Origin of the sequence: Micromonospora sp. NPDC127501, from assembly GCF_040302185.1 — a bacterium.
Taxonomy (GTDB): Bacteria; Actinomycetota; Actinomycetes; order Mycobacteriales; family Micromonosporaceae; genus Micromonospora.
On the sequence record NZ_JBEORJ010000001.1, the window covers coordinates 759,416 to 783,577 of the forward strand.

Annotated in this window: 26 protein-coding genes; 15 read left to right on the plus strand and 11 right to left on the minus strand. The window is 69.9% G+C overall.

Going from position 1 to position 24,162, the window contains the following annotated elements:
- Positions 1-10: 10 nt before the first annotated feature.
- From ABTW72_RS03385 to ABTW72_RS03395, 3 genes are read right to left on the minus strand one after another with little or no spacing between them, the layout of a single operon-like run.
- Positions 11-847 (minus strand): carbohydrate ABC transporter permease, encoded by an 837-nt coding sequence (locus ABTW72_RS03385; protein ID WP_350853661.1) that lies wholly within the window; start codon positions 845-847, stop codon positions 11-13.
- A 1-nt stretch (position 848) separates the two neighbouring features.
- Positions 849-1,844, minus strand: coding sequence for a carbohydrate ABC transporter permease (locus tag ABTW72_RS03390; RefSeq protein ID WP_350853664.1), 996 nt, complete (start codon positions 1,842-1,844; stop codon positions 849-851).
- Positions 1,841-3,127, minus strand: coding sequence for an ABC transporter substrate-binding protein (locus ABTW72_RS03395; protein WP_112620015.1), 1,287 nt, complete (start codon positions 3,125-3,127; stop codon positions 1,841-1,843). The genes ABTW72_RS03390 and ABTW72_RS03395 overlap by 4 nt, the downstream gene beginning before the upstream one ends.
- 213 nt (positions 3,128-3,340) lie before the next feature.
- On the opposite strand from ABTW72_RS03395, the gene ABTW72_RS03400 reads away from it, so the two are divergent.
- From ABTW72_RS03400 to ABTW72_RS03415, 4 genes are all read left to right on the plus strand, one after another.
- Complete coding sequence (locus tag ABTW72_RS03400; protein ID WP_350853668.1) at positions 3,341-3,718, plus strand: PadR family transcriptional regulator; 378 nt, start codon at positions 3,341-3,343, stop codon at positions 3,716-3,718.
- A gap of 157 nt (positions 3,719-3,875) precedes the next feature.
- Positions 3,876-4,082, plus strand: coding sequence for a hypothetical protein (locus ABTW72_RS03405; RefSeq protein WP_350853671.1), 207 nt, complete (start codon positions 3,876-3,878; stop codon positions 4,080-4,082).
- Between the two features lie 48 nt (positions 4,083-4,130).
- The gene (locus ABTW72_RS03410) at positions 4,131-4,454 is read left to right on the plus strand and encodes a hypothetical protein (RefSeq protein WP_350853674.1); all 324 of its coding nucleotides are present in this window, start codon (positions 4,131-4,133) and stop codon (positions 4,452-4,454) included.
- Positions 4,451-4,849 carry a hypothetical protein gene (locus tag ABTW72_RS03415; RefSeq protein ID WP_350853677.1) on the plus strand — a complete coding sequence of 133 codons (399 nt, stop codon included), beginning with the start codon at positions 4,451-4,453 and terminating at the stop codon, positions 4,847-4,849. Before ABTW72_RS03410 ends, ABTW72_RS03415 begins: the two co-directional genes overlap by 4 nt.
- 18 nt (positions 4,850-4,867) lie before the next feature.
- On the opposite strand, the gene ABTW72_RS03420 is transcribed toward ABTW72_RS03415, so the two are convergent.
- Positions 4,868-5,089 (minus strand): flavin reductase, encoded by a 222-nt coding sequence (locus ABTW72_RS03420; RefSeq protein ID WP_350853679.1) that lies wholly within the window; start codon positions 5,087-5,089, stop codon positions 4,868-4,870.
- Positions 5,090-5,402: 313 nt separating this feature from the next.
- Between ABTW72_RS03420 and ABTW72_RS03425 the strand changes: the two genes are divergently transcribed.
- The 5 genes from ABTW72_RS03425 (at position 5,403) to ABTW72_RS03445 (ending at position 8,036) form a co-directional block, all read left to right on the plus strand.
- Positions 5,403-6,203 carry a helix-turn-helix domain-containing protein gene (locus ABTW72_RS03425; RefSeq protein WP_350853681.1) on the plus strand — a complete coding sequence of 267 codons (801 nt, stop codon included), beginning with the start codon at positions 5,403-5,405 and terminating at the stop codon, positions 6,201-6,203.
- Entirely contained in the window at positions 6,197-6,379 is a 183-nt protein-coding gene (locus ABTW72_RS03430) for a DUF397 domain-containing protein (RefSeq protein WP_238672709.1), read from the plus strand. Before ABTW72_RS03425 ends, ABTW72_RS03430 begins: the two co-directional genes overlap by 7 nt.
- Before the next feature lie 12 nt (positions 6,380-6,391).
- The gene (locus ABTW72_RS03435; RefSeq protein WP_350853684.1) at positions 6,392-7,096 is read left to right on the plus strand and encodes a VOC family protein; all 705 of its coding nucleotides are present in this window, start codon (positions 6,392-6,394) and stop codon (positions 7,094-7,096) included.
- 185 nt (positions 7,097-7,281) lie between these two features.
- Complete coding sequence (locus ABTW72_RS03440; RefSeq protein WP_091404061.1) at positions 7,282-7,713, plus strand: RusA family crossover junction endodeoxyribonuclease; 432 nt, start codon at positions 7,282-7,284, stop codon at positions 7,711-7,713.
- Positions 7,714-7,760: 47 nt separating this feature from the next.
- The gene (locus ABTW72_RS03445) at positions 7,761-8,036 is read left to right on the plus strand and encodes a hypothetical protein (RefSeq protein WP_124858608.1); all 276 of its coding nucleotides are present in this window, start codon (positions 7,761-7,763) and stop codon (positions 8,034-8,036) included.
- A 13-nt stretch (positions 8,037-8,049) separates the two neighbouring features.
- Here the strand turns inward: ABTW72_RS03445 and ABTW72_RS03450 are convergent, their stop codons facing one another.
- The 3 genes from ABTW72_RS03450 to ABTW72_RS03460 all read right to left on the minus strand — a co-directional run bounded on the left by ABTW72_RS03450 (position 8,050) and on the right by ABTW72_RS03460 (position 10,680).
- The gene (locus ABTW72_RS03450; protein ID WP_350853688.1) at positions 8,050-8,835 is read right to left on the minus strand and encodes a L,D-transpeptidase family protein; all 786 of its coding nucleotides are present in this window, start codon (positions 8,833-8,835) and stop codon (positions 8,050-8,052) included.
- 410 nt (positions 8,836-9,245) lie between these two features.
- On the minus strand, positions 9,246-9,956 hold the full coding sequence (locus ABTW72_RS03455) for an HAD family hydrolase (RefSeq protein ID WP_350853691.1): 711 nt from the start codon (positions 9,954-9,956) through the stop codon (positions 9,246-9,248).
- 145 nt (positions 9,957-10,101) lie between these two features.
- Positions 10,102-10,680, minus strand: coding sequence for a TetR/AcrR family transcriptional regulator (locus tag ABTW72_RS03460; RefSeq protein ID WP_112602341.1), 579 nt, complete (start codon positions 10,678-10,680; stop codon positions 10,102-10,104).
- Positions 10,681-10,858: 178 nt separating this feature from the next.
- On the opposite strand from ABTW72_RS03460, the gene ABTW72_RS03465 reads away from it, so the two are divergent.
- Positions 10,859-12,058 carry a low temperature requirement protein A gene (locus ABTW72_RS03465; RefSeq protein ID WP_350853694.1) on the plus strand — a complete coding sequence of 400 codons (1,200 nt, stop codon included), beginning with the start codon at positions 10,859-10,861 and terminating at the stop codon, positions 12,056-12,058.
- Between the two features lie 13 nt (positions 12,059-12,071).
- On the opposite strand, the gene ABTW72_RS03470 is transcribed toward ABTW72_RS03465, so the two are convergent.
- Complete coding sequence (locus ABTW72_RS03470) at positions 12,072-12,965, minus strand: RNA polymerase sigma-70 factor (RefSeq protein WP_350853697.1); 894 nt, start codon at positions 12,963-12,965, stop codon at positions 12,072-12,074.
- A 179-nt stretch (positions 12,966-13,144) separates the two neighbouring features.
- On the opposite strand from ABTW72_RS03470, the gene ABTW72_RS03475 reads away from it, so the two are divergent.
- Positions 13,145-13,528 carry a DoxX family protein gene (locus ABTW72_RS03475; RefSeq protein WP_350853700.1) on the plus strand — a complete coding sequence of 128 codons (384 nt, stop codon included), beginning with the start codon at positions 13,145-13,147 and terminating at the stop codon, positions 13,526-13,528.
- 131 nt (positions 13,529-13,659) lie between these two features.
- Here the strand turns inward: ABTW72_RS03475 and ABTW72_RS03480 are convergent, their stop codons facing one another.
- Complete coding sequence (locus tag ABTW72_RS03480) at positions 13,660-14,259, minus strand: TetR/AcrR family transcriptional regulator (RefSeq protein WP_350853703.1); 600 nt, start codon at positions 14,257-14,259, stop codon at positions 13,660-13,662.
- Positions 14,260-14,358: 99 nt separating this feature from the next.
- On the opposite strand from ABTW72_RS03480, the gene ABTW72_RS03485 reads away from it, so the two are divergent.
- Together ABTW72_RS03485 and ABTW72_RS03490 are read left to right on the plus strand one after the other, a co-directional pair.
- The gene (locus ABTW72_RS03485; protein ID WP_350853705.1) at positions 14,359-15,516 is read left to right on the plus strand and encodes an FAD-dependent oxidoreductase; all 1,158 of its coding nucleotides are present in this window, start codon (positions 14,359-14,361) and stop codon (positions 15,514-15,516) included.
- A 550-nt stretch (positions 15,517-16,066) separates the two neighbouring features.
- A complete protein-coding gene (locus ABTW72_RS03490; RefSeq protein ID WP_350853708.1) occupies positions 16,067-16,804 on the plus strand; it encodes a hypothetical protein in 738 nt (245 codons plus the stop codon).
- Between the two features lie 398 nt (positions 16,805-17,202).
- On the opposite strand, the gene ABTW72_RS03495 is transcribed toward ABTW72_RS03490, so the two are convergent.
- Positions 17,203-17,673 carry a hypothetical protein gene (locus tag ABTW72_RS03495; RefSeq protein ID WP_502892142.1) on the minus strand — a complete coding sequence of 157 codons (471 nt, stop codon included), beginning with the start codon at positions 17,671-17,673 and terminating at the stop codon, positions 17,203-17,205.
- A gap of 262 nt (positions 17,674-17,935) precedes the next feature.
- A complete protein-coding gene (locus ABTW72_RS03500) occupies positions 17,936-20,644 on the minus strand; it encodes an MGH1-like glycoside hydrolase domain-containing protein (RefSeq protein WP_350853713.1) in 2,709 nt (902 codons plus the stop codon).
- Positions 20,645-20,686: 42 nt separating this feature from the next.
- Here ABTW72_RS03500 and ABTW72_RS03505 point away from each other — a divergent pair, with 42 nt between their 5' ends.
- Together ABTW72_RS03505 and ABTW72_RS03510 are read left to right on the plus strand one after the other, a co-directional pair.
- The gene (locus tag ABTW72_RS03505) at positions 20,687-22,630 is read left to right on the plus strand and encodes an amylo-alpha-1,6-glucosidase (RefSeq protein ID WP_350853716.1); all 1,944 of its coding nucleotides are present in this window, start codon (positions 20,687-20,689) and stop codon (positions 22,628-22,630) included.
- Positions 22,631-22,766: 136 nt separating this feature from the next.
- Positions 22,767-24,104, plus strand: coding sequence for a glycosyltransferase family 4 protein (locus tag ABTW72_RS03510; RefSeq protein WP_350853719.1), 1,338 nt, complete (start codon positions 22,767-22,769; stop codon positions 24,102-24,104).
- Positions 24,105-24,162: the final 58 nt, after the last annotated feature.

The window sequence follows — 24,162 nt, forward strand, 5'->3', positions numbered from 1 at the left end:
GACTACCCACCTATCCCTTTACCGCGCCGGAGGTCAGCCCGGACACGATGCGACGCTGGAAGAAGAGAACGAACAGGATGATCGGAACGGTGATCACCACGGCGGCGGCACAGATCGCCCCGGTGGGGTCCTCGAACTGCGACGCGCCGGTGAAGAACGACAACGCGGCCGGCACCGTGCGGGACCGCTCGGTCGAGGTCAGCGAGATGGCGAACAGGAAGTCGTTCCAGCAGAAGATGAAGACCAGGATCGCCGTGGTGAACAGTCCGGGCGCGGCCAGTGGCGCGATCACCCGCCGGAACGCCTGCCCCTGGGTGGCGCCGTCCATCTTCGCGGCCTTCTCCAGATCCCACGGGATCTGCTTGAAGAACGCCGACAGCGTGTAGATCGCCAGCGGCAGCGCGAAGGTGATGTACGGCAAGATCAGCCCCAGCCAGGTGTCGAAGATCTTGAGCTGACGCTCGATCTCGAACAGCGGCGACACCAGTGACACCTGCGGGAACATCGCGATCAGCAGGGAGACGCCGACCAGCAGCTTCTTGCCGGGGAAGTCCAGCCGGCTGATCGCGTACGCGGCCATCGCGCCGAGCACCACCGCGATCAGCGTGGCGATCAGCGCGACGCCGATCGAGTTGACCAGCGCCCGGACGAACTGGTCGGTGTCGAAGATGGTCCGGTAGTTGTCCAGCGTCCACTCCCGGGGGATGAAGTTCCCGTCGGTGAGGGTGGCCGGCGTCTTGAACGACAGCGACGCGATCCACAGCACCGGGACCAGCGCGAAGACGACCACGAGGACGTCGAGCAGACCCCAGCGCAGCTTTGCCCTGGTAGTGGTTTCGACAGCCATGTCAGCGCCTCTCTCCGTCGTCGCTGCCCGGAGCAGCGGTGCCGAACAGCTTCACGAAGACGAAGGCGATGATCGCCACGGTGATGAAGATCAGCACCGACATCGTCGAACCGATGCCGAGGTTGAGGCCCCGGATCAGGTTGTTGTAGGCGAGCATCGACACCGACGACGTCTCGTTGCCTCCGGCGGTCAACACGAAAATGTTGTCGAAGACGCGGAACGCGTCCAGGGTGCGGAACAGCAACGCGACCAGGATCGCCGGCTTCATCACCGGCAGCATCACCTTGGTGAACTTCTGCCAGGCGGTCGCGCCGTCGGTGGAGGCCGCCTTGAGCAGGTCCTCCGGGACCAGCGCCAGGCCGGCCATCAGCAGCAGCGCCATGAACGGGGTGGTCTTCCAGATCTCCGCCAGCATGATGATCGCCAGGGAGCTGGCCCGTTCGGTGAGCGGCGCGCCGTCGCTGAACAGGTCGGCCAGGTAGCCGGTGCCGGGCGTCCAGGCGTACCGCCAGGAGAACGCCGCGACCACTGTGACGATGCCGTACGGGATCAGCGCCGAGGTCCGGACCAGGCCGCGCCCGACCAGGGTGCGGTGCATGATGATCGCCAGGCCCATGCCGAGCACCAGCTCGACGGCGACGGTGACCACCGTGATCAGCATGGTCACCCCGAACGCCGTCCACCAGAATTCGTTGGTGAGCACTGTGACGTAGTTCTCCAGCCCGATGAACTCACGCTGGTCGGGGAAGCGCAGGTCGAAGCGCTGCAACGACAGCCAGACCGAGTAGATGATCGGATACGCGGTCACCGCGATCATGACCAGCGCTGCCGGCGCGCAGAGCAGCAGACCGAGCCGGCGTTCGGCCTTCTTGTTCTCACTCAACGGGGGCTTGCGACGGCCACCACGCTGGGTGGGCACTGTGGCGCGACGGCCGGTGGATTCGCTGGTCTCGTCGGCGGCGACATCGGCGCCGGTCGGCGTGGCGTTGATGCTCACGGCAGGACCCCCTTGGACTGGAGGGCGTCGGCGATGGCGCCGCGCAGCTCGTCGGCGGTCTGCTGCGGGCGAATTCCGGACGGCGGCGACAGGATCGCCGACATCACTGTGGAGATGCTCTGGTAGGCGGGGGTCAGCGGACGCGTCGCCGGTTCCTTCAACTCCTCCAGGATGGTGTCCTTCATCGGGTACGCCTCGGTCATCTCCGGGTCGTCGAAGACCGCCTCGATGGTCGGTGGCACACCGTCGTTGATGGCGGAGAACTTCTGGTGCTCGGCGCTGCGGATGCACCGGGCCGCCTCGAAGGACTGCTCCGGGTGCTTGGAGTAGGAGCTGACGGCCAGGTTGACCCCACCGATGGTGACCTTGCTGGGGGTGCCCTCGTCGATGCCCGGAATCCGAGCCCAGCCGACCTGCTTGGCCAGCTCCGGGTTCGCCTCCTGAAGAGCCGGGTAGACGAACGGCCAGTTCACCTGGAACGCGCCCGCACCGGACTGGAACTCCAGCCGGACCGGGTCCTCGGTGGCGTTGCTGAACGACGGCGAGGTCACGCCGGACGTGGCGAACTTCTTCAGCTGCTCCAACGCCCGGACCGTGCCCTCGTCCATCACGGCCTTCGTACCGTCGTCGTTGAGGATCTTCCCGCCGGCGCTTTCGGCGAGGGTGTTGTAGAGGACGACCAGACCCTCGTACTGCGCGCCCATGGTGAGCACCTGGTACGGCTTGCCCTGGTCCTTGAGCTGCTGGGCCGCGCTGATCATCTGGTCCCAGGTGGTCGGCGGCTGCGGTACCAGGTCCTTGCGGTACCAGAGCAACTGGACGTTGGTGTTCTTCGGCGCCGCGTACAGCTTGTCCTCGTACCGGGCGGTGTCCAACGGCCCGGCGAGGGTGCCCTGCTCGACCTCGGCCTTGTCCTGGCCGGTCCACTCGCGGATCCAGTCGGCGCTGGCGAACTCCTGGGTCCAGGTGACGTCCAGCCCGAGCAGGTCCATCCCGCTGTCCTCGGCGGCCAGCCGGCGCACCATCTGCACCCGCTGGTCGTCGGCCTGTCGGGGCAGCACCCGGTAGGCGATCTCGTACCGTCCCTGGGCCTGCGCGTTGCAGTCGTCGACGACCTTCTGCAGGTTCTGCTCGGGCGGGTAGTACAGGTTGATCGTCGGTGGGCCACCGGCGTCGTCCGCGCCGCACGCGGCCAGCGGCGCCACGAGTGCCAGCGCGGCAGCGGCCGCGCCCAGCCGAACAACCGGCCGGCGTCGGTGTCGAGCCGTTTCGGGGTCCGTCATCGCCCTCCCCCTCTCCTCGGCGAAAGACCGGGGAGGGCATCCGTGCCCCGGCGCACGGCGAGCCGATTCCGAGTCGGCAAGCTGCGGAAACTCCGGCCCGGATGCTCTGTAGCGGCTACTCTGCCCCACCCGTGAAGTCGCGAAACCTGGCTGTCACAGCGGAAGCCCACGCCGGTATATCGTGACGCCTAATAGCGCGGTAGTATGTGCCGCATGGTAGCGGCGGAGAGCCAGTCCGACGACGACAACGACCGGCAGACCCAACTCCTGCGGGGCGCGCTCGACATGTGCCTGCTGGCGCTGCTGGCACGCGAGCCCGCGCACGGCTACGAGCTGGTTCGGCGGATGGAGACGGCCGGGTTCGGCGCCATCAGCTACGGCACCATCTATCCCCTGCTGACGCGCATGCGCCGACTTGGCCTTGTCGCTCACGAACAGCAGGTCAGCCCGACCGGCCCGCCCCGAAAGGTCTACGCGCTGACCGGCTCCGGTCGGATCCACCTGGATGCCTGGCAGAAACAGTGGAACCGCTTCACCGACACCGTCGACGCCGTTCTCTGCCCGCTCGACCACAACCCCACGAGGAGTTGACCCATGGACACCATCGACCGCCTTCTGGGCGAGGCCGACGAGGCGTGGCGGGGGTACGGGGTCGGCTCGGCCGATCGGGCGGCACTCGCCGCGGACCTGCGCGTCGACCTGCGGGCCGCGGCTGCCGACGGGGGCGATCCCGCGCAGTTGATCGGCGGTGACGTGGCCGGATTCGCGCGGCGGCTCGCCGACGAGGCTGGCGTCCGACGGGTGCGCGGCACCGCCGGTGGTGGTCGCGGAGATCGCCATGGTCCTGGCCGCGCTCGCGGGCGCCACGGTGCTGGCGCGTCGCTTGTCACTGCGCGAGGGCCGGACCGCCTCCGACACCTCGCACCCGGACGCCACCAGAGTCAAACCCGCCTGACGGTACGAGCAGCGCCAGCCTGGAGTATGACAGGTGTAAGCTGCGCGTATGACAGAGCCTCAGCGCCGCTTCACGATCTCCGTCCCCCCGGACGTGAGTCAGATCCTGGAGAGCCAGGGCAACCGCATGGCCAGTGCCTACGTCACGGAGTCGGTGCGTCGGCGCAAGCGGGTGGAGCAGCACAAGGAGTTGTTGCTCGCCGCCGGCATTCACGTCAGCGAGCAGGGTGTGGCCGAGGCTCGGGCCCGCCGCCTGGGCGTGGAGGCTGAGTGGTCTGCGGAGCGGTTCGAGGCGGAGCGCGCCAACATCCGCGCCGCCATGCAGGCCGAGATGAACGGTGACGACACTGCCCCCCGCGCCGACGCCGCATGACCTCCGAGACAACACCACCAGTTCGGCTCATCCTGGACCGGTCGGCCCTGCTGGGATACGCCGTCCTCCGGACGGTGCACGTGGGCGAGCCCGTCCACGAGGTGATTGAGGACGGGGTGCGGTTCGGGGTGCCGGTGGTGGCAGCGACCGAGGCGTTGACCATCGCGACCGGCAAGGATCTGGCCCTGCTGCACAAGCTGCTGGCCTTGACTTCCTGCGCGCTGCTGCCCGAGCAGGCGGTGGATCTACCGGAGCTGACCTTCTGGCAGCGCAGGACCCGCCGTTTCGACCTGGCTGCGGCCGCCGTGGCGGGCCTGACCCACGACGCCGCGGTGCTGACCAGTGAGGGGCCCGGATACTCCGACGGGGTGCCACTGATCCACTTTCCGGGATGAACGACGGCGGGCCGGGCGTCAACTCCGGGCCCTGGCCCAGGAGAGGAAGCGCTCGGTCATCCTGGTCGGTGGGTGATCCGGGTGGAGTTGGGTGAGCTGGTTCGTCGCCTCGTGCATCAGAGTGCCGAGGTAGATCAGCAGTGCGGTTCGGCTGGTCCGGTACTCCGTCAGTAGGGCGAGCTTGGCCGGCTGGCAGGGCCACTCGCTGCCACAGTTCCGGCACCGCCACAGCGGACGCATGGCGACGTGTGGGACGGGCGGCCGGACCACCATCACCGCCGCCGCGCCGAGGGCTGCTGGGCTGTCGGGGTGAGCACATCGACCTCCTCGGAGACGGGGAAGGGGCCGCTCCCGCAAGGGGGAAACGGGAGCGACCCCGCAGGGCAGGGCCCGCCGCCGCCATTGCGGCCACCAGCGGACCCGCCACTGGTGACAGTGTGGTGATGAGGCGACTACCGTCGATACGTGCTCGCGCCATTTGTGCAGCTCAGCGGCCCAGGTGAGCACCCATGAGGGACACGCCGAGCCAGACTGAGCGAAGGTTGGGGAATCGATGGGGACCGTCACCGACTACGTACTGGAGGAACTGCGTCTGTTCCGGACGGGGCTCGGGCTCAGTCAGGACGACTTCGGCAGGGGCATCGGTTATTCGGGTTCGCACGTCAGCTCGGTGGAGACCGGCGGGCGACCGCCCACGAAGGAGTACATGAGGGCGGTCGACACCCACCACCAGACCGGCGGACGCTTCCTCCGCATGCTGGACGGGTTGGCCCGGCTCGACGCCGAGCCGGCCTGGCTGCGCGAGTGGATCGAGTTCGAACGGGAGGCGACCACGTTGCGCTGGTTCGAGTTGGCCTACGTGCCGGGCCTGCTCCAGACCGAGCGGTACGCCCGCGCGACACTGGCCGGTGGCCGGTTCGACGCCGAGGACGTGGACCGGATCGTCGCCTCCCGGCTGGAGCGCCAGGCGATCCTGCAACGCCCGCGCCCGCCGCAGCTCATCGCCGTGCTGGACGAGGCGGTGCTGCGCCGGCCGGTGCTCGACCAGCCGGGCCTCATGGTCGAGCAGTGCGAGCACCTGGTCCAGTTGGCGACGGCGGAGCATATCCAGGTGCACATCGTGCCGGTGGATGCTGGGATGTATCTGGGGCTGGCCGGTCAGTTCATCATCGCCGAGATGCCGGACGGTGAGCGGGTGGCTCACGCGGACAACCAGCTCACCGCGCAGTTCGTCGATGCACCGACCGACGTCGCTAAGCTGGCGAAGACGTGGGAGATCGTGCGGAACGAGGCGCTCCCCCGCCGGCAGTCAACCGAGCTGATCAAGGAAGTGGCGAAGTCATGGGCATGCTGACCCCGCAGTGGCGGAAGTCGACCCGGTCCGGCGGCAACGGCGGCTCCTGCGTCGAGGTCGCCGACAACCTGCCAAGCGTGGTGCTGGTGCGCGACACCAAGGACCGCGACGGCGGCACCCTGCACGTCGACCCGACGGCCTGGAAGACCTTCGTCGAGTACGCCAAGCAGCACTGAGCACCCAGACACATGATCGCGCGTTTCAAGGACCTCTGTCTGGACGCCACCGACCCGCTCGCACTGGGTGCCTTCTGGGCCCGGATGCTCGACGGTGACGTGGCCGATGCCGGTGACGGTGACACCCGCGTGGACCCCCGCTCGGCACGCTCGAACGCCGAGTCGATCTGGGTCAACGGGGTGCCGGAGCCTCGGGTCGGCAAGACCCGCGTACACCTGGATCTGCGGTTGGCCGACGCGGACCCGGCGGCGTTGCTCGCGGACGGCGCCCGGCTGGTCCGCGAACCGGGCGGCGAGGCGACCTGGTGGGTGCTGGACGACCCGGAGGGCAACGAGTTCTGCGCGTTCCCGGCCCGCGACGGCGCCCGACCGGGCCCGTTCGAGCTGGTGGTGGACTCGACCGACCCGGCGGCGCAGGCGACCTGGTGGGCCGGGGTAGTCGGTGGCACCGTCGAGCACGAGCCGAGCACCTCGTCGGTGGTCGGCGCGGCCGGGTTCCCGTGGGAGTACTGGGTGTTCGTCGCAGTGCCCGAGCCCAAGACGGTCAAGAACCGGCTGCACTGGGACGTCGACCTGGTCGACCCGGAGCCGATGGCGCTGATCGCGGCGGGCGCGACGCTGCTGCGGGAGCCGCTCGACGAGGCGCACTGGTGGTGGGTGCTGGCCGACCCCGAGGGCAACGAGTTCTGCGCCTTCGCACCACGCCCCACCGGGTGAACGACCGACTACCGAGCGCGGGCGTCGTCGGCTAGCGTTTTCCTAGCGCCGTAGCTGGCGCGTTCGCCGCCGCCGTCGACACGCCTCCGGCCGACCCATGCCTGCCCGATCGGTTGGTAATCGCGGGAACGTCCCACCGTCGCTCCCCCGGTTCGGCAGGATCGTCCCAACGAGGAGGTGCCGTCGTGCAGGACACCCGCGCTCTCGCCCTGACGTTCGAGGTGAGCGGCCTGCCACCGGTCAAGACCGAAGCGTTGTCCATCTTCGCCGCCGGGCACCGGCAGGCGACGAGGGTCCGCACCCTGCTCCAGGCCGCCCTCGCCGCGGCCCAGCGCACCGGCTGGACGCCGTTGCCCGGGCCGATCGAGGTGGATCTGGTGTTGCGCTGCCCGCCCGGGCACCGTACGTCCGACGCCAGCACCCTTCTCGGCGGCGTCTGCGCCGTGTTGCAGGACAAGAAGCGGGTGTCGAGCATCGGCCTCGCCCACCTCGGCGTGCTGGTGGACGTCGCCCTCTACGACGACGACCGGCAGATCCGCCGGCTGTCGTACCACGAGGAGCCGGCGGAGGAATTCTCGTACCAGGTGCGGGTCGCCGCCGTACCGGCCGGGGTTTGACCGACGTCCGCGGTGGGGTATCGCGGACGCCGACGAAGGGAGCACCGATGTCGGAGCCACATGTCACGCTCGACCCTCGCGGGCTCGATCCTGTGCAGCAGAAGCTGCGCGGCCCGCTGGAGGAGCAGCTGACCTCGGCGCTTCAGGCGGCCACCGAGCGGGTCCGCTCCGGCTACGCCGGCGAACCGGTCGAGCAGGTCTGCCAGCGACTGTTGGAGGAGACCCGCTCCGGGTTGCATCCCGACATCGCTGCCGGGTTCAACCCGGACATGGACGAGTTCTGCCGGGTGGCGGTGGCGATCGTTCGGCGCGAGGCCGACTGAGCCGCAGCAACTCTCAGTACCGGCTGAGCTGGGCGTACGGGCTGAGCACGATGCGTGGCGACAGCGCCGGGTCCAGCCAGTTGAGCACGTCGACCAGGTGATCGTGGGCGAGGGAGACGCAACCGGCGGTGGCGTTGCCGGCGCTGGTGCTGAACTGGTGCAGGAAGATCCCGCTGCCTGCGTTCGGCACCGGCTTCGGCACGTTCGGCGGCATGTTGTAGGTGATCACCGCGAAGTGTGTGTACGCGGGAACCTCCGTCCACAGTGCCTCGCTGGCCCCGCCCGGGTTGGTCGCACTCTGCTGGAAGGTGTTGTAGCGCGCGGACGACGGATTCTCGTTCCACCAGTCGCCACTGACCAGCCGGTGGTAGGGGAATCGCACGCCCGGGTTGGCGGCGATGCCGTACATGGTGGGGCCGATCGAGTAGACGCCGGTCGGCGTGGTCGCCACACCCTCCACGTGGTTGTCGCTGAAGCCCTTCGAGCCGATCCGAGCGGGCAACGACGGCGAGGCCGGCTGCCAGCCGTTCCGGACCCGCACGTACGCCTCCAGCGTGGCGTACGTGGTGGTGTAGCTGCTGGCGCCGACGATGATCACCTGCTTCGTCTCCACCGGCAGCGTGGTCAATGTGCTGGCCCGGGTCGGTAGCTGCAACCCCGGCCAGGGCCGCTGCGCCGGAGCCGTGCCCCAGCCCGGCCGCAGCGGCCGGTCCGTCGCGCTTGCGGGCGCGGCCGGGGTGAGCACCGCCGGGGCGGCCAGACCCGCCGCCGCGCCGAGTAGGAGAGATCTTCGCTTCATGCCGCCATCCTGACAGTCGAACCCTTGCGCGGTCTGCCCCGCCTGTAACGGTCGAACGATTCTCGGGCGGGTCAGGACCGGGTCCGCAACTACCCGGCCCTGACCCTCGGCCGTCCGGCAGGGAAGCGGACAGCTCCGGCACCCCGCCGCGCGCGGGCGTGGCACGACGCCACGCGCCAGAACGGGGTGAGCCGGCCACTTCGCACTCAGCTCCACGGTGCTCACCCGCCGAACGCCGACGCGCCCCGACACACCCCGAAGGGCCGTGAGCGCCGGACCAGGCTAGGTGCGCTCCGCCCGGCCGGACAAGCCGCGTCGGACGACCGGCGGCAGGACTTATCCCACAGTGAAAATCGGGCAGGTTGGCGTAACACGACCATGATCGCCGACGCTGTTCGGCTTCGGTACGGTCAGAAGTGGCGCAGCAGATCCCGGAACTCGGCGAGCCGCAGCACCCCGCCGTCGGTCGGGTCCAGCTCGTCGTCCTCCAGCACCCAGGTGTTCGCGTTCGGAATGAACACCGCGTTCAGTCCGGCGGCCCGCGCCGGCAGGATGTCGGACTTCGGGGAGTTGCCGATCATCCACGCGCCGTCCGGCGCGAAGCCGTGCTCCCGAGTCAGCCACCGGTACGTGTCGACGTTCTTCTCGGCGACGATGTGCGCGGCGCCGAAGTGGTGCAGCAGACCGCAGGCGTCCAGCTTGCGCTGCTGCTCCTCCCGATCGCCCTTGGTGAGCAGCAGCAACTCGTGCCGGCCGGCCAGTTCGTCGAGCGCGTCGGCCACCCCGGGCATCAGCTCCACCTGGTGCTCGACGAGGGCCAACGCCAGCCGGTCGATCTCCTGACGTTCGGAATCGGTGGCCGGCCGCTCGCGCAGCCGCTCCAGGCACTCCGCCAGGCTGCGCAGGAAGACCTTGCTGCCGTACCCGTGGGCCACCGCGTTGGCCCGCTCGATGTCGTCGAGAACGGCGCGCAGCTCGGCCCGGTCCAGGGTGGGGTGGTCCAGCCAGCCCAGGAAGTCGTCGATCACCCGCTCGAAGACGACGTTGTTCTCCCACAACGTGTCGTCCGCATCAAAGATCAACACCTGTGCCTGCCGTCGCGGCGCCACGCCGACCGTCATGCCATCCCCTCCCCGTGCTACCGCCCCGAAGGCCGAGAGACAGGATAGGCGGGAGATCGAAGTGAGATCTTCCGGATTTTCGTGAACCGTTCCGGCGCGGCCGTCGTCATCGCCACACGATCAGGGGGCGTCGATGGCGGCCTGGTCAGGGCCACCGCAGCAACCGTTGCGCGATCAACGCTTCACGGTCCTCCTGCCCCTCGGGTCGCAGCCGGCCACCGCGGGTGAGCATCACCACGCCGTGCAACAGGCTCCAACCCACCTCGGCCAGGGTGTCCGGGTCCCGCCCCTCGGCCAGCGGGGTCAGGGCCGCCCGCAACTCGGCGAAGACCGCCCGCGGCGCGGCCGGCACGCCATCCACGCCGAGGGCCAGGTCGGGGGTCAGCGCAAGCATCGCGTCATAGACCTCGGGATTCGTGTACGCGAAGTCGAGGTACGCGGTCGCGACCGCCGGCCAGACCCCCTCCGGGCTCCCGGCGGTCTCCGCATGCGCCTCGGCGAGGTCGGCGGCCAGATCGGCGAAGGCACACACCGCGACGGCGGCGATCAGCGCCTCCAGATCGGCGAAGTGCCGATAGATGTCGCCCATGTCGATCTCGGTTCGTTCGGCGAGCCGTCGGGTGGTCACACCCGCCCAGCCCTCCGTCTCGGCCAACTCCCGCGCGACCGTGACGATGAGGTCACGCCGGTCCTGTTCGGTGGCCTTCTCGGCAGGTCCGGGCACGCCCACGAGCGTAGAGGCGTACACCTGCCGTAGCGGCCAGGTGACGGATTGGTGACTGTTGTGGTGGGCCGACCCCTTCGTTCCACGTGCCACAGCCGCCCCCTGGCTCGTTAGGCGAGGAGATCACCGCGACGGGAGGGCACGTGGCCGTTCGGCGACACCGGCGCGTGGCGAGCCGATGAGGAACACCCCCGACAGGCTGTTGCGCAGCGAAGCCACCCGCCAGCGGGCCACCTTTCTGGAACTCTTCCTCGACCTGGTCTTCGTCTTCGCCCTCACCCGGATCTCGGCGCGGTTGATCGCCGACTTCACCGACGTCCAGCACGGCGTGTACGCGGGTCTCGGCCAGGCCCTGCTGCTGTTCCTGGCGCTGTGGGCGGTCTGGTCGGTGACGGTCTGGTCGACAAGCTGGCTGGACCCGGACGCCCCGATCGTCCAGACCGTCATCATCATGACGTTGGTCGGCGCCATGACGATGGCGGTCGCCGTGCCGCACGGCTTCGGCGCACGGGCCTCCCTTTTCGCCATCACCCTGGTGACCCTCCAGATCGGCCGAGTGGTGTTCTTCCACGTCGCCGGGCACGGCCGGCCGGACCCCCACCAGTCGATCCGGATCCTGTTCTGGTTCGGCCTGAGCGCACCCCTCTGGGTCGTCGGCGGGCTGGTCAACGACGGCACGGCCCGCGGGGCACTCTGGACCCTGGCCGTGCTGGTCGACTACACCGGGCTGTTCCTCGGCTGGCCGACCCCCCGACTCGGCGCGCAACGGCTCGGCGTCCAGATGATCGCGGCCGAGCACCTGGCCGAGCGGTACCAACAGTTCCTCCTCATCGCTCTCGGCGAGGCGATCTTCGTCATCGGCCTCGCCTTCAGCGGCAGCGAGTTCCACACCGACCAGACGGGTGGGTTCGTCCTGGCGCTGGTGAGCACCGTCCTGCTCTGGCGGATCTACTTCCACGTGGCGGGAGGAATGCTGGGCGCGGCCGTCGACCGCTCCCGTAACCCGGCCCGGCTCGCGACCGACATGGCGTTCGCCCACATGGTCATGATCGCGGGGATCGTACTCACCGGCGTCGGCTTCGAGTTGTTCATCGCCGAGCCGCTCGGGCACCTCCCGGCGACCTGGCTCCTCGCCATCTTCGGCGGCCCGGCGCTCTTCCTCGCCGGACGATCGGCGCTCGAATACCAGGTCTTCGGTCGGGTCTCCCGGTCCCGGCTGGCCGGCCTGCTGGCCTTCGGCCTGCTGATCCCGGCAGTCCTGCACCTCCAGCCGCTCACCGCCGGCGCGGTCGCCGCCGTGGTGCTGCTCGGCGTCGCCGGAGCGGACGCGCGACGCTCCCGCCACCGATCTACGGAGACGCCCACGCCCCCGTACTAGCCCTCCCAGGCAGTCACCGGCGCAGGGTGGTCTCACGCCGCATGCGCGACAACTTCTCGGGGTTACGCACGGCGTAGACCCCGCTGATGAGACCGTCGTCGATACGCAGCGCGAGGACCGTGTCGACCGCACCGTCGAGCCGCAGAACCAGCGCCGGGTGACCGTTGACCTGGGCGGGGTGCAGCGACATGGTCTCGATCCTGGCGTGTGTGCTGCACAGCAGGCGAGCCACCTTGTCGGCCCCGGCGACAGGCCGCAGCACGGCCTGCTTGATCCCGCCGCCGTCGCCGAGGAGCACGACATCCGGCGCGAGGACGTCGAGCAGGCCCTGCACGTCGCCGGTCTCGACGGCCCGCTGGAACGCGTCCAACGCCCGCCGGGTGTCCGCCGAGGAGACCATCCCGCGCGGCCGGCGCGCGGCGACATGCGCCCGCGCACGGTGGGCGATCTGACGGACCGCGGCCGAACTCTTGTCGACCGCCTCGGCGATCTCGTCGTATCCAAGGTCGAAGACCTCGCGGAGGACGAACACCGCCCGCTCGGTCGGCGCGAGTGTCTCCAGCACCAGCAGCATCGCCATCGAGACGCTCTCAGCGAGTTCGACGTCGTCGGCGACGTCGGGTGCGGTCAACAGCGGCTCGGGTAGCCAGGAGCCGACGTAGGACTCCCTGCGCCGACCGACGGCACGCAGCCGGTTGAGCGACAGTCGGGTGGTGATCCGGACCAGGTAGGCGCGCTCGTCCCGCACCGTCGCGAGGTCCGCGTCCGCCCACCGCAGCCAGGTCTCCTGGAGTACGTCCTCCGCGTCGGCGGCCGAGCCGAGCATCTCGTACGCGACGGTGAAGAGCAGGTTCCGGTGACTGACGAACGCGTCGACGGCCCGGTCCCCCCGGCCGTCCGCTCTCATGATTCCGCCTCCCGCACCCATGCGTCCTCCAGTCTCGCCGAACTCGATCGCGTCGCCCACCAGACACCGGACTCCCGACTTCTGTGACACCGGGCGTCCGTGCTCCTCGTCACTTCACGAGCTGTCACAGCGCACCGGCCGGCGGTGTCTCCTGTGTGACCCGAGACGGAGGGAACCTCATGAACCTGGCACTGTGGACAGCGGCCGGCCTGTTGGCCGCAGTCGCTCTGGCCGGCGGCATCACCAAGACGTTCGTACCCAAGCAGAAGTTGGCCGCGGCCAACGGCGGAGGGTGGACCGGCGACGCCAGCGTGGGCTTCGTCAAGACCCTCGGGGTTCTCGAACTCCTGGCCGCCGTCGGCCTGATCCTGCCCGGCGTGCTGGACATCGCACCGGTGCTGGTGCCGGTCACCGCCGTCTGCTGGATCCTGCTGATGGTCGGCGCGATGATCACCCACCTGCGCTACGGCGAGGCCAGGTTCATCGTGCTGAATCTGGTCTACCTCGCGATGGCCGCGTTCGTGGCCTGGGGCCGCCTCGGACCCGAGCCCTTCACCGGCTGACCTGAGCCCACTCCCCCGCCTGATCGACCGTGCCCCTCGCGATGACGCCGCGGACCGCGTGCCGCGGAGACGCACGACGATTCGGAGCGGCACGTGCGGCCCCGCGCGGGATTGCCCGCGCGGGGTGACGCTCAGGAGGGTGCGGCGGCGGGGAAACCCTCGGTGACCGCGCCGATCACCCGCTGGATCCGGTGCTGCGCCGACGGGTCGGTGTGGCCGGTCAGCGCGACGTGGTGCAGCACGCTGACCACCGCCAGGGCCAGTGCGTCGGTGTCGGCGCCGGCCGGCACGCGCCCACGGCTCTGCTCGGCGGCCAGGTAGTCGGCGACCGCGCGTTCTACCCCCCGTAGCCCCGACATACCGCTACCCAGGACCGCCTCGACGTTCGCCGACAACTCCGGACGGAACGCGGTCAGCCGGGTCAACGCCGTCAGCGTGCCCAACGGCGTGGCCAGGACGGCCTGACGCAGATTGTCGGCAACAGTGCCGGACCCGGCGCGCTCCGGCAGGCCGGCCACCTCGCCGGAGATCTGGAAGACCCGGTCGACCGCGAACCCGGTCAGGAAATCGTCGAAGTTCGCGAAGTGTGCGTAGAGCAGGCCGGTCGCGACGCCGGCCTCGCGCGTGACGGCCCGGCCGGTGAGCCGGCTCGGCCCCTCTTCCACGATCAACCGCTCGACGGCAGCGAAGAGCTGCTGTCTGAGCGCTGGGATGGCGACTCCGCGCGGCATGGCTGAAGTCTAGGCCGTTGCCCGCCGCCGTTTGCGCCGGTATGAACAGTCGCTCATACTAGTTTGAGCGAATGCTCATTCTAGGCGGCGAGGTGCTGGATGAAACGTGCGGTGATCGTGGGTGCGGGGATAGCCGGGCTGGCCACAGCCCTGCGACTCCACCAGGACGGGTGGCAGGTCCTCGTGGCCGAACGGGCCCCGGCCCGGCGCAGCAGCGGCTACATGGTGAACCTGCTCGGGCCGGGGTACGACGCCGCCGAACGCCTCGGCCTGCTCCCCGCGCTGTCCGCCGCCGACCTGGGGCTGTTCACCACCGTGCTGGTCCACGCCGACGGACGGCCCAAGTTCACCGTGCCGTCCGCCATCGCCGAGGCCGCCCTCGGCAAGCGGGCCCTCTCGGTGTTCCGCGGCGACCTGGAATCCAGCCTCTTCGAAGCGGTGCGGGACCGCGTCGACATCCGCTTCGGCACCACCGTCACCACCGTCGACCAGGACACCGATCACGTACGCGTGGAGTTGAGCGACGGCACCATCGAGCAGGCCGACCTGCTGGTCGGTGCCGACGGGGTGCACTCGGCCACCCGTACCGCCGTGTTCGGCCCCGACTTCCGGGTGGACCTCCCGTACCTCGTGGCCGCCTTCCCCCTGACCCACCCGGTGCCTGGCGTGCCCGAGTCGTCCGCCACCACGTACATCGGCCCCGGGCGCACCGCGGCGATGGTCAACCTGGGCCCGGACCGGTCGTCGGCGTTCTTCACCTGTCGCAGCGCGCAGCCCGGCACCGACCTGAGGCGCGGGCCGGTCGACGCGCTGCGGGCCGCGTTCGGAGATCTGTCGGGTGGCGTGCCCGACGCGATCGACCACCTTGCGAAGGACCCGGCCAGCGCCTACTTCGACGCCGTCAGCCAGGTGGCCATGCCGCGCTGGAGCACCGGCCGCGTCGTCCTGCTCGGAGACGCGGCGTGGTGCGTGACGCTCTTCGCCGGACACGGCGCAGCCCTCGCCCTGGCCGGCGCCGACCACCTCGGCGCCGCGCTACGACGGCACGCCGACGACCTCCCCGCCGCACTCGCCGAGTGGGAGACCGGACTGCGCCCGGAGGTCAGCAAACGACAGGCACTCGCCCGCCGGGGAATGGCCCAGTACGCGCCACCCAGCCGATTCCACGTCTGGATGAGCGAACTGACCATCCGGGCGATCACCCTGCCCGGCGTCAGCGGCCTCGTCCGACGAGGTATCGAACGGGCAAATCGCTGAGTGCTGCACCACGCGTCACCGTTCCCCTTCGCACCCGATCAGGGCGAGAGCGCACTGGACCTGTCGAACAAGTTCCCCGGGAGCACTTTCGGAGCAACCCGCGCTCCCGTGCCGCTCGGTGACGGCACCGCCGACCTGTCCACCAGACAGGACCTGTTCCGGCAGCAGTTCGCATGGTGGGAGATCCCACCCTGGTTCGTTCTCTCCGGAACGGACCGCAACATCCCGGTCAAGGCTCAGCGTTGGATGGCCGAGCGGGGGACCGGCCCTCAGCGCGAATCACCGAGGCCACGCAGCAGGCGGGGCCTGGCCCGCCACCATGACACGGGTGACATAGACAGGTCGACATCAACTGATACTCTCCTCTCGCCTTACCCCTTAGAGGAGAGACACCGAATTGAAGAAACTATCGAGCGTCGCGACCGTGCTCGCACTCTCAGTTGGAATCGCTATCGCCCCGGCGGCATCTGCCTCCGCTGCTACGGACAGGAGCGGGGCGGAACGGCTGAACATCCCGAACAGCAGTGCGTGCAAGAACGGTCGCACGGTCATGCAAGGCATGGTGGCAGGGCCTGGCGGCCAGCTTTACATCATTTTCACAAAGGCGGCCGGCGCCGAGCCCGTCCTGTCCAGGTGGGTGCGCGACGGCTCAACCTGGGACGGCACCAGCTGGGTCTGCGCCGGTGCGCCAACTTCCATACCCACACTCGGCCACGGCAACGACCTCGCCTACAACGCGAACTATCTGGGCCAGGGCCCGGCCCTGATTGCCACCCAGGGGAGCCAGTCCGCGTTTCTGAGCGACAAGGTCACGATCGTACGCCTGAACGCCGACGGCTCTATTGGCACAACCGGGGAAGTGCGTCTACCGATAGGCAACATCAGCGGCCTCTGCTACAGCGCTACGGCCGCCGGCGGAGCCGGAAAATATGCTGCCCGACGGTTGGGTAGCCTGTGGACCCATCCCGGCGCTGGCGCGTTGACGAGTGGATGGACGCTGGTGAAGAGCAACCTGACGAGTCACGATAATCGTTCCGACCAAGGCATTGACTGCTCGGAGAACTACATCTGGAACACCAGGTCAATCAACACTTCAACGCCCGCCACCGGATGGAACTGGGTGTACCAGTACAACTGGTCTGGAGGCGATGTGGAGAGTGACATCGGAATTCCGGGCAACAACCTGGTCGACGAGATCGAAGATGTCACCCATGTGGGGAGCGAATTCTTCGTCGGCATCAACCGAAACGACGGACTGGCCGACACCGTGAAGGTGCTCACCGAATAGTTCGATCAACTGCAATGCCGTTGACGTATCCATGGGGCGCCTGGTCAGCTTCGTCGGTTCGACCGAGGAAGTGTCTCGCAGGGCGCGCCAGCTGGTTGTCGACGGGCACCGAGGGTGGTGCCGACCTCCGTCGACCGACATGATCGTGCTCGATCCAGGATCGAGTGGCCTCCCGACGCCGGCAACGCCACTACAACCAGGATCGAGCGCGATCATGCGGGGTAGCGGGTTGGGCGGGCGGGCGCGGGCAGGGTGCGGGCGGGCGCGGGCAGGGTGCGGGCAGCGGCGGTCAGCGGCCCACGGGGAAGATCAGGTCGGTTGCCAGCGCCGTCCAGCCAGTCTGGTGCCAGGCGTACAGGCCAGCCCAGTTGTCGCAGTGGAATGACTGGGCAAGCGGCTCACTGATCGAACAATCCCTTGATGCCATGGGTCTTGAGCAGCTCGGGCATGGGGTCCACGGAGCGTCGACGGCACGAACGCCAGATGCCCCCCACGTTGATGGAGGCGTTGGGTCCCGGGACGTCGTAGGGACCGCCCCGGGGGTAGACCACCAGGGAACTCCCCCACATCATCCCGGCGTCAGCCCAGCCCATGCGCTCGATCTCATCCCAGGCGTACGAACGCCGCAAGCCTGAGCGATCGCGGACCAGCAGCCCCAGGTCGTCGGCGAGCACCGCGTTCCGCAAGCGTGTGACGGCGACGATGACCGAGGCGGCACCAAACGCCAGGACGGCCCAGTTGAGCAGGTCGAAGAACACCTCGAGGACGATCATCACGACCAGGATCACGCCCGGTATCGCGATGGCGGGCCACCCTTGGGACTGACCGAGGACGTGCACCTCGCCCACCGGTTCCACCGACTCCCCCACGGCCGATCACGATAGTGAATGCCGCACACAATCGCTGCCCGCCGCCGCAGCCCGTAGCCCGTAGCCCGCAGCCCGCAGCCCGCAGCCCGCATGATCGTGCTCGATCCTGGATGGAGTGGCCTCCCGACGCCAGCGACACCCCTACAACATGGATCGAGCGCGATCATGCCGACGAGGCGCAGGGGTGGGCGGGCTCGGGCGATCTTGCGGCCGGGCACGAGCGGGCGCGCGGGCAGGGCGGGGCACAGTCGGGCGGCGGGGGTCAACGACGGAGGGTGAGGATCAGGTCGGCTACCAGGGCCGTCCAGCCGGTCTGGTGCCAGGCGCCGAGGCCGGCCCCGTTGTCGCCGTGGAAGTACTCGGGGAAGGCGATCAGGTCGCGCCAGTCCGGGTGGGTCTGGAACATCTGAGCGGCACCGTAGATCGGCCGTCGACCCCAGTCGTCCTGGGTGAAGAGCGAGATCAGCCGGGCGGACAGGTCGTCGGCGATCTCGTCCAGGGTGTGCTTCACCCCGGAGCGGGTCGGGTACTCCACCTGGAGGTCGTCGCCGAAGAACGCCGCGTAGTCGCGCAGCGCGCAGATCAGCAGGTAGTTCGTCGGCATCCAGATCGGACCGCGCCAGTTCGAGTTGCCTCCGAACAGTCCGCTGGTCGACTCGGCCGGCTCGTAGCCGACGGAGAACTCCTGCCCGCCGAGGGTGACCGAGAACGGCTTGTCCAGGTGCGCGCGGGACAGCGTACGGAGGCCGAAGTCGGAGAGAAACTCGTCCGGGTCGAGCATCCGGGCGAGCAGGCGGACCACCTGCTCCGGGCCGACCATGGACAGCAGCCGCTGCTGCCGGCCGTCGGGGCCCAGTCGGCGAGTGCCGATCACCTGGGCGTACTCCGGGCGGTTGGTGAGGAACCAGCGCAGTCGGGCACCCAGCTCCGGTAGGTGGTGCAGGGTCCGGGCGGTGAGCCGGGTGGTGGCGGCCAACGGCAGCAGCCCGACGACGGAGCGGACCTTCAGCGGCACCTTCGTGCCGTCGGCGAGGCGCAGCACGTCGTAGAAGAAGGCGTCCTCGTCGTCCCACAACCCCTGCTCGTACGCGGCTGCGGCGATGTAGGCGAAGTGCTCGAAGAACTTGGTGGCGGTGTCCACCCAGGTCCGGTCGTGTTCGGCGAGCACGATCGCCATGTCCAGCAGGTTGAGCGCGTACATGCCCATCCAGCCGGTGCCGTCGGACTGTTCCAGCACCCCGGCGACCGGCAGCGCCGCCGAGCGGTCGAACGGCCCGACGTTGTCCAGCCCGAGGAAGCCGCCCTCGAAGACGTTGTTGCCGCCGGTGTCCTTGCGGTTGACCCACCAGGTGAAGTTGAGCAGCAGCTTGTGCATCACCCGGGCCAGGAACTCGTAGTCCCGGCCGCCGTCGATCTCGAACACCTTCAGCGCCGCCCACGCGTGCACCGGCGGGTTCACGTCGCCGAACGCCCACTCGTACGCCGGGATCTGCCCGTTGGGGTGCAGGTACCACTCGCGGAGCAGGAGCAGGATCTGTTCCTTGGCGAAGCCCGGGTCGACCCGGGCGATGCTCACGCAGTGGAAGGCCAGGTCCCAGGCCGCGTACCAGGGGTATTCCCACGGGTCGGGCATGGAGATGACGTCGAAGCTGGTCATGTGCCACCAGGCGCTGTTGCGCCCGTGCCGACGTCCGGCCGGCGGCGGTGTCGAGCCCGGGTCGCCTTCGAGCCAGCGTTTGACGTCGAAGTGGTAGAACTGCTTGCCCCACATCAGTCCGGCGATGGCCTGCCGGGCGACCAGCGCCTCGTCGGGTGTGGCGGCCGGCGGGATCACTCCGGCGAAGAACCGGTTCGCCTCGGCCCGCCGCGCCCACACCACGGCCTCGAAGCCGTCGCTGAGGTCGGCCGGGGGCGGCGGCGCGGCTGCGGGCGGCGACGCGGTGCGGGTCAGCCGCAGCCGGATCTGGCGCTGCCCGCCGGCCGGCACGTCGAGCACGTAGTGCAGGGCGCCCTTGGTGCCCTCCCGGGCCGGGTTGACGGTGGCCGCGCCGTTGACGACGTGGTCGTTGATGCCGTCCTTCGGGTACGGGGAGCGGCCGGGCAGGCCCCAGAGCCGTTCGGCGTTGGTGTCGTTGTCGCAGAGCAGCGGCACCGGGCCACCGTCGCCCTCCAGCAGCAGTTGGCCGAACACCCGGTGCTCGCCGACGAGCCGAGTGCCCTGGCCGGTCAGCCGGGGGATCCGGTCGCCGCCGGGCAGGCCCCAGGACCAGGTGTTACGGAACCACAGGGTGGGCAGGACGTGCAGGGTGGCAGCCTGGTCGCCCCGGTTGGCGACGGTCACCACCATGCAGAGGTCGGTCGGGGACGCCTTGGCGTAGTCGACGGTCACCGCCCAGTACCGGTCGTCGTCGAAGATCCCGGTGTCCACCAGCTCGTACTCGGTGTCGTCGCGGCCGCGCAACGCGTTCACCGCGACGAGTTCGTCGTACGGGAAGGCGGCCTGCGGGTAGTGGTAGCGCCAACGCATCCAGGAGTGGGTGGGCGTGGAGTCCTCGTACCACCAGTACTCCTTGACGTCCTCGCCGTGGTTGCCGCCGTCGCCGCCGAGGCCGAACATCCGCTCCTTGAGGATCGGGTCCTTGCCGTTCCAGAGGGCCAGGGCGAACGCGAAGGTCTGTCGTTCGTCGCAGACGCCGGCCATCCCGTCTTCATTCCACCGGTAGGCTCTGGACCGCGCGTGGTCATGCGGGAAGTAGTCCCAGGCCGTACCGTGCTCGCTGTAGTCCTCCCGTACCGTCCCCCACGCCCGTTCGGACAGATAGGGACCCCATGCACGCCAGTCCTGCTCCCCCGAGTCGGCCTGGGCGAGCCGGAGCCGCTCAGCGTCGGGTGGCGAGGCGTCGGAGGACGATCGGTCAGTGATCACGTGCACATCTTTGACGTCGCCGCGGTACTTGACCACAGCGGCCATTCTCGTCGTGGCGTGTTACACCCCGCCGCCGGTGGAGGAAAGTTGATCGACATTCACTTCGGCCCGCAGATCTGCGGCGACCTGACCAGCGCGGCCAGCCGGGAGTGGCTGGTCCCCGACGGCCTCGGCGGTTACGCGATGGGCACGGTCGGCGGGCTGCGGACACGTCGCTACCACGGTCTGTTGGTGGTTCCCGGCGAGACGCCGGCGTCCCGCCAGGTGGGACTGGTCAGCCTCGATCCGGCGGTCACACTGCCGTCCGGCGCACGGGTGCGCCTCGGCGCGCACGAGTGGGCCTCCGGCGACGTGGACCCGCGCGGCTTCGAGCTGTTGGAGCGCTTCGACCTGGTCGACGGGCTACCCCGGTGGCGGTGGCGGATCGGCGCGGTGGTGATCGAACGGGAGCTGGCGATGCTCCCCGGCCGCTCCTGCGTCGCGGTGGTGCACCGGCTGGTCGCCGGTGGTCCGGTCCGGCTGGAGCTGTCGGCCGCCTGCACCTGGCGGGACGCGCACGGCGAACGGCGGGCCGACGGCCCGACCCCGCAGGTCGAGGCGGTGGCCGACGGTGCGGTGGTCGAGGGCGCGTACCGGCTCGCCGGCCCGGGCTGGGCGCCCGAGGGGCAGTGGTGGCTGGGCGTGCACCACCGCGAGGAGGCCAACCGGGGGCTCAACGCGGACGAGGACCTCTGGTACGCGGGCCGCTTCTCCGGTGAGCTGGAACGCCCCGGCGACACCGTGTCGGTGCGGGCCTGGGCCGGTCGACTCGACGAGGAGCCGCCCTCGGCCACGGAGATCGTGGCGACCGCGAGGCGACGCAACCGGCGGGTGGTCGCGACGGCGAAGCCAGCCGACGACGTGGACGCCACCCTGGCGCTGGCCGCCGACGCGTTCGTGGTGCGCACCAACCAGGCGGCGGTGGACGTGGTAGCCGGCTACCCGTGGTTCGGGGCGTGGTCGCGGGACACGATGATCTCGTACGAGGGGTTGCTCCTCTGCACGGGTCGCGCCGACGAGGGCCGGGAGCTGCTGCGGGCGTACGCGGCGACGCTGTCCGAGGGGATGCTCGCCAACACGGCCGACACCGGTCGGGTGGAGTACAACACCGTCGACGGCACGCTGTGGTTCCTGCACGCGGTGAGCCGGCACGTCACCGTCACCGGCGACACCGACCTCGGTGACGAGCTGCTGCCCGCGTTGCGCGCGGTGATCGACGCCCACACCGCCGGCACCCGGTACGGGATCCGCGTCGACCCGACCGACGGGCTGCTCACCCAGGGTGCGGCCGGCACGGCGCTGACCTGGATGGACGCCCGGGTGTACGGGGTGCCGGTCACCCCGCGGACCGGCAAGCCGGTCGAGGTCAACGCGTTGTGGATCAACGGGCTGGCCGGGCTCGCGGAGCTGGCGGAGCTTGCCGGGCAGGACGCCGACGAGCTGTGGCGACGCCACCGGCAGGCCACCGCCTCGTTCCGGGAGCGGTTCCCGGCCCCGACCGGCTGGCTGCACGACGTGCTGGACGCGCCCGCGCCGGCGTACCCGTTGGGTGGTGCCGCCCTGCACGACGACGACGCGTTGCGACCCAACCAGCTGCTGGCCTGGTCGCTGCCGTACGCGCCGATGGAGCCGGACGAGGCGACGCTGCGGCGGATCGCGGGCGGGCTGCTCACCCCGCTCGGGCCGCGCAGTCTGGCCCCGGATTCCACTGAGTTCGTGGGCCGGCACCGGGGCGGCCCGGCCGACCGGGACGGGGGTTACCACCAGGGCACGGTCTGGCCGTGGTTGCTCGGCCCGTACGTGGACGCCGCACGGCGGGGGAAGATGTCCGTCGATGACGTATTCGTTGGTATTGAGGCCCATTTGATGGAATATGGGTTAGGCTCGGTGAGCGAGACGGCCGATGGCCTCGCGCCGCACACCGCTACCGGGTGCCCGTTCCAGGCATGGTCGGTGGCCGAGCTGCTGCGGGTGCGGCGAAAGAGCCAGTAGCGCTTTACACGACCGCAACGGTGGTGTCGCCGCTGGTTATCGCGATCCCGGCAGGATTGGCCTCGATCCAGACGCGACGGCGACATCGATTCGGTGTCGGTCGGCGCGCGCCCGGGGACAACTCAAAGGGGGCCGCATGTCACTCGATGCCCACGTGATCGACATCAACCCCGCCCGACAGCTGCGGGTGCTGATGCTCTCCTGGGAGTACCCGCCGGTGCTCGTCGGCGGTCTCGGCCGACACGTGCACGCCCTCTCCGTCGCCCTCGCCGCCGCCGGCCACGAGGTCACCGTCGTCACCCGCCACAGCGACGGCGCACCCCTGGAGGAGTACGCCGAAGGCGTGCGCATCCTGCGCGCCCCCGAGGACCCGGTCACCTTCCCCCTCGCCACCGGCTCGCTGCTGGCCTGGACCATGGCCTTCAACCACACCCTCACCCGCACCGCCCTGCGCGCCACCGAGGCCGGCTCCTACGACGTCATCCACGCCCACGACTGGCTCGTCGCCCACACGGCCGTCACCCTCGCCGAGCACCTGGACCTCCCCCTGGTCACCACCATGCACGCCACCGAGGCCGGTCGGCACCAGGGCTGGCTGCCGGAGGAGATGAACCGCACCATCCACGGCGTCGAGCACTGGCTCAGCAGCTCATCCATTCGGGTGATCACCTGCTCCGGGTACATGCGCGATCAGGTGACCACACTGTTCGACGTACCGGCCGCCCAGGTCGACGTGGTGCCCAACGGGGTCGACGACCGGGCCTGGCGGGCCCGCCCCCGAGCGGTCGCCTCGGCGCGGGCACGGTTCGCCGGGGACGGCCCGTTGGTCGGGTACGCCGGGCGGCTGGTCTACGAGAAGGGCGTCCAGCACCTGGTACACGCCGTACCCCGGCTCCGCGAACGACACCCGGGGCTGCGCGTGGTGATCGCCGGCGACGGCCCGTACCGCACCGAGTTGGAGGCGGAGGCCCGGCGACTGGCCCTCAGCTCGACCGTCCGGTTCACCGGGTTCCTCGACTCCACCCAACTACCGGCGATGCTCGGCGCCACCGACGCGACAGTGGTGCCCAGCCTCTACGAGCCGTTCGGCATGGTGGCGCTGGAGGCGGCGGCCGCCGGGGCGCCCCTCGCCGTGGCCCGTACCGGCGGGCTCGCCGAGATCGTCGAACCCGGCGTGACCGGGGTGACGTTCCCGCACAGCGACCCGGACGCGCTCGCCGGCGCTGTCGGCCAACTGCTCGGCGACGAGGTCTTCGCCCGGCGGCTGGCCCGCCGGGCCCGCACGATGGTCGGCGAACGCTACGGCTGGGCCACCATCGCGGCCCGCACCGCCGCCAGCTACGCCGCCGCTCGTCGCGAACACGGCCCCGTGCAGGCCCGACGCGCCGCCGCCCGACTGAGCGGCGGGCGGACCCGGATCGCCATCCCGGAGGGGAACCTGCTCGCCGCCGCCGCCGGCCCCACCGCCTGCTGAGCCGAGTCGGACGACCGATAGGTGACTTCCGATCCGCTGGTTAGGGTGTAGCCCGGAC

Coding starts and splice junctions, on each gene's coding strand:
- ABTW72_RS03435 (WP_350853684.1), top strand. CDS start 6,392: ATGATCGCGCGTTTCAAGGACCTCTGTCTGGACGCCACCGACCCGCTC.
- ABTW72_RS03415 (WP_350853677.1), top strand. CDS start 4,451: ATGACCTCCGAGACAACACCACCAGTTCGGCTCATCCTGGACCGGTCG.
- ABTW72_RS03420 (WP_350853679.1), bottom strand. CDS start 5,089: ATGCGTCCGCTGTGGCGGTGCCGGAACTGTGGCAGCGAGTGGCCCTGC.
- ABTW72_RS03470 (WP_350853697.1), bottom strand. CDS start 12,965: ATGAGAGCGGACGGCCGGGGGGACCGGGCCGTCGACGCGTTCGTCAGT.
- ABTW72_RS03485 (WP_350853705.1), top strand. CDS start 14,359: ATGAAACGTGCGGTGATCGTGGGTGCGGGGATAGCCGGGCTGGCCACA.
- ABTW72_RS03425 (WP_350853681.1), top strand. CDS start 5,403: ATGGGGACCGTCACCGACTACGTACTGGAGGAACTGCGTCTGTTCCGG.
- ABTW72_RS03465 (WP_350853694.1), top strand. CDS start 10,859: ATGAGGAACACCCCCGACAGGCTGTTGCGCAGCGAAGCCACCCGCCAG.
- ABTW72_RS03430 (WP_238672709.1), top strand. CDS start 6,197: ATGCTGACCCCGCAGTGGCGGAAGTCGACCCGGTCCGGCGGCAACGGC.
- ABTW72_RS03510 (WP_350853719.1), top strand. CDS start 22,767: ATGTCACTCGATGCCCACGTGATCGACATCAACCCCGCCCGACAGCTG.
- ABTW72_RS03395 (WP_112620015.1), bottom strand. CDS start 3,127: ATGACGGACCCCGAAACGGCTCGACACCGACGCCGGCCGGTTGTTCGG.
- ABTW72_RS03475 (WP_350853700.1), top strand. CDS start 13,145: ATGAACCTGGCACTGTGGACAGCGGCCGGCCTGTTGGCCGCAGTCGCT.
- ABTW72_RS03480 (WP_350853703.1), bottom strand. CDS start 14,259: ATGCCGCGCGGAGTCGCCATCCCAGCGCTCAGACAGCAGCTCTTCGCT.
- ABTW72_RS03450 (WP_350853688.1), bottom strand. CDS start 8,835: ATGAAGCGAAGATCTCTCCTACTCGGCGCGGCGGCGGGTCTGGCCGCC.
- ABTW72_RS03500 (WP_350853713.1), bottom strand. CDS start 20,644: ATGGCCGCTGTGGTCAAGTACCGCGGCGACGTCAAAGATGTGCACGTG.
- ABTW72_RS03445 (WP_124858608.1), top strand. CDS start 7,761: ATGTCGGAGCCACATGTCACGCTCGACCCTCGCGGGCTCGATCCTGTG.
- ABTW72_RS03385 (WP_350853661.1), bottom strand. CDS start 847: ATGGCTGTCGAAACCACTACCAGGGCAAAGCTGCGCTGGGGTCTGCTC.
- ABTW72_RS03490 (WP_350853708.1), top strand. CDS start 16,067: ATGCAAGGCATGGTGGCAGGGCCTGGCGGCCAGCTTTACATCATTTTC.
- ABTW72_RS03400 (WP_350853668.1), top strand. CDS start 3,341: ATGGTAGCGGCGGAGAGCCAGTCCGACGACGACAACGACCGGCAGACC.
- ABTW72_RS03455 (WP_350853691.1), bottom strand. CDS start 9,956: ATGACGGTCGGCGTGGCGCCGCGACGGCAGGCACAGGTGTTGATCTTT.
- ABTW72_RS03410 (WP_350853674.1), top strand. CDS start 4,131: ATGACAGAGCCTCAGCGCCGCTTCACGATCTCCGTCCCCCCGGACGTG.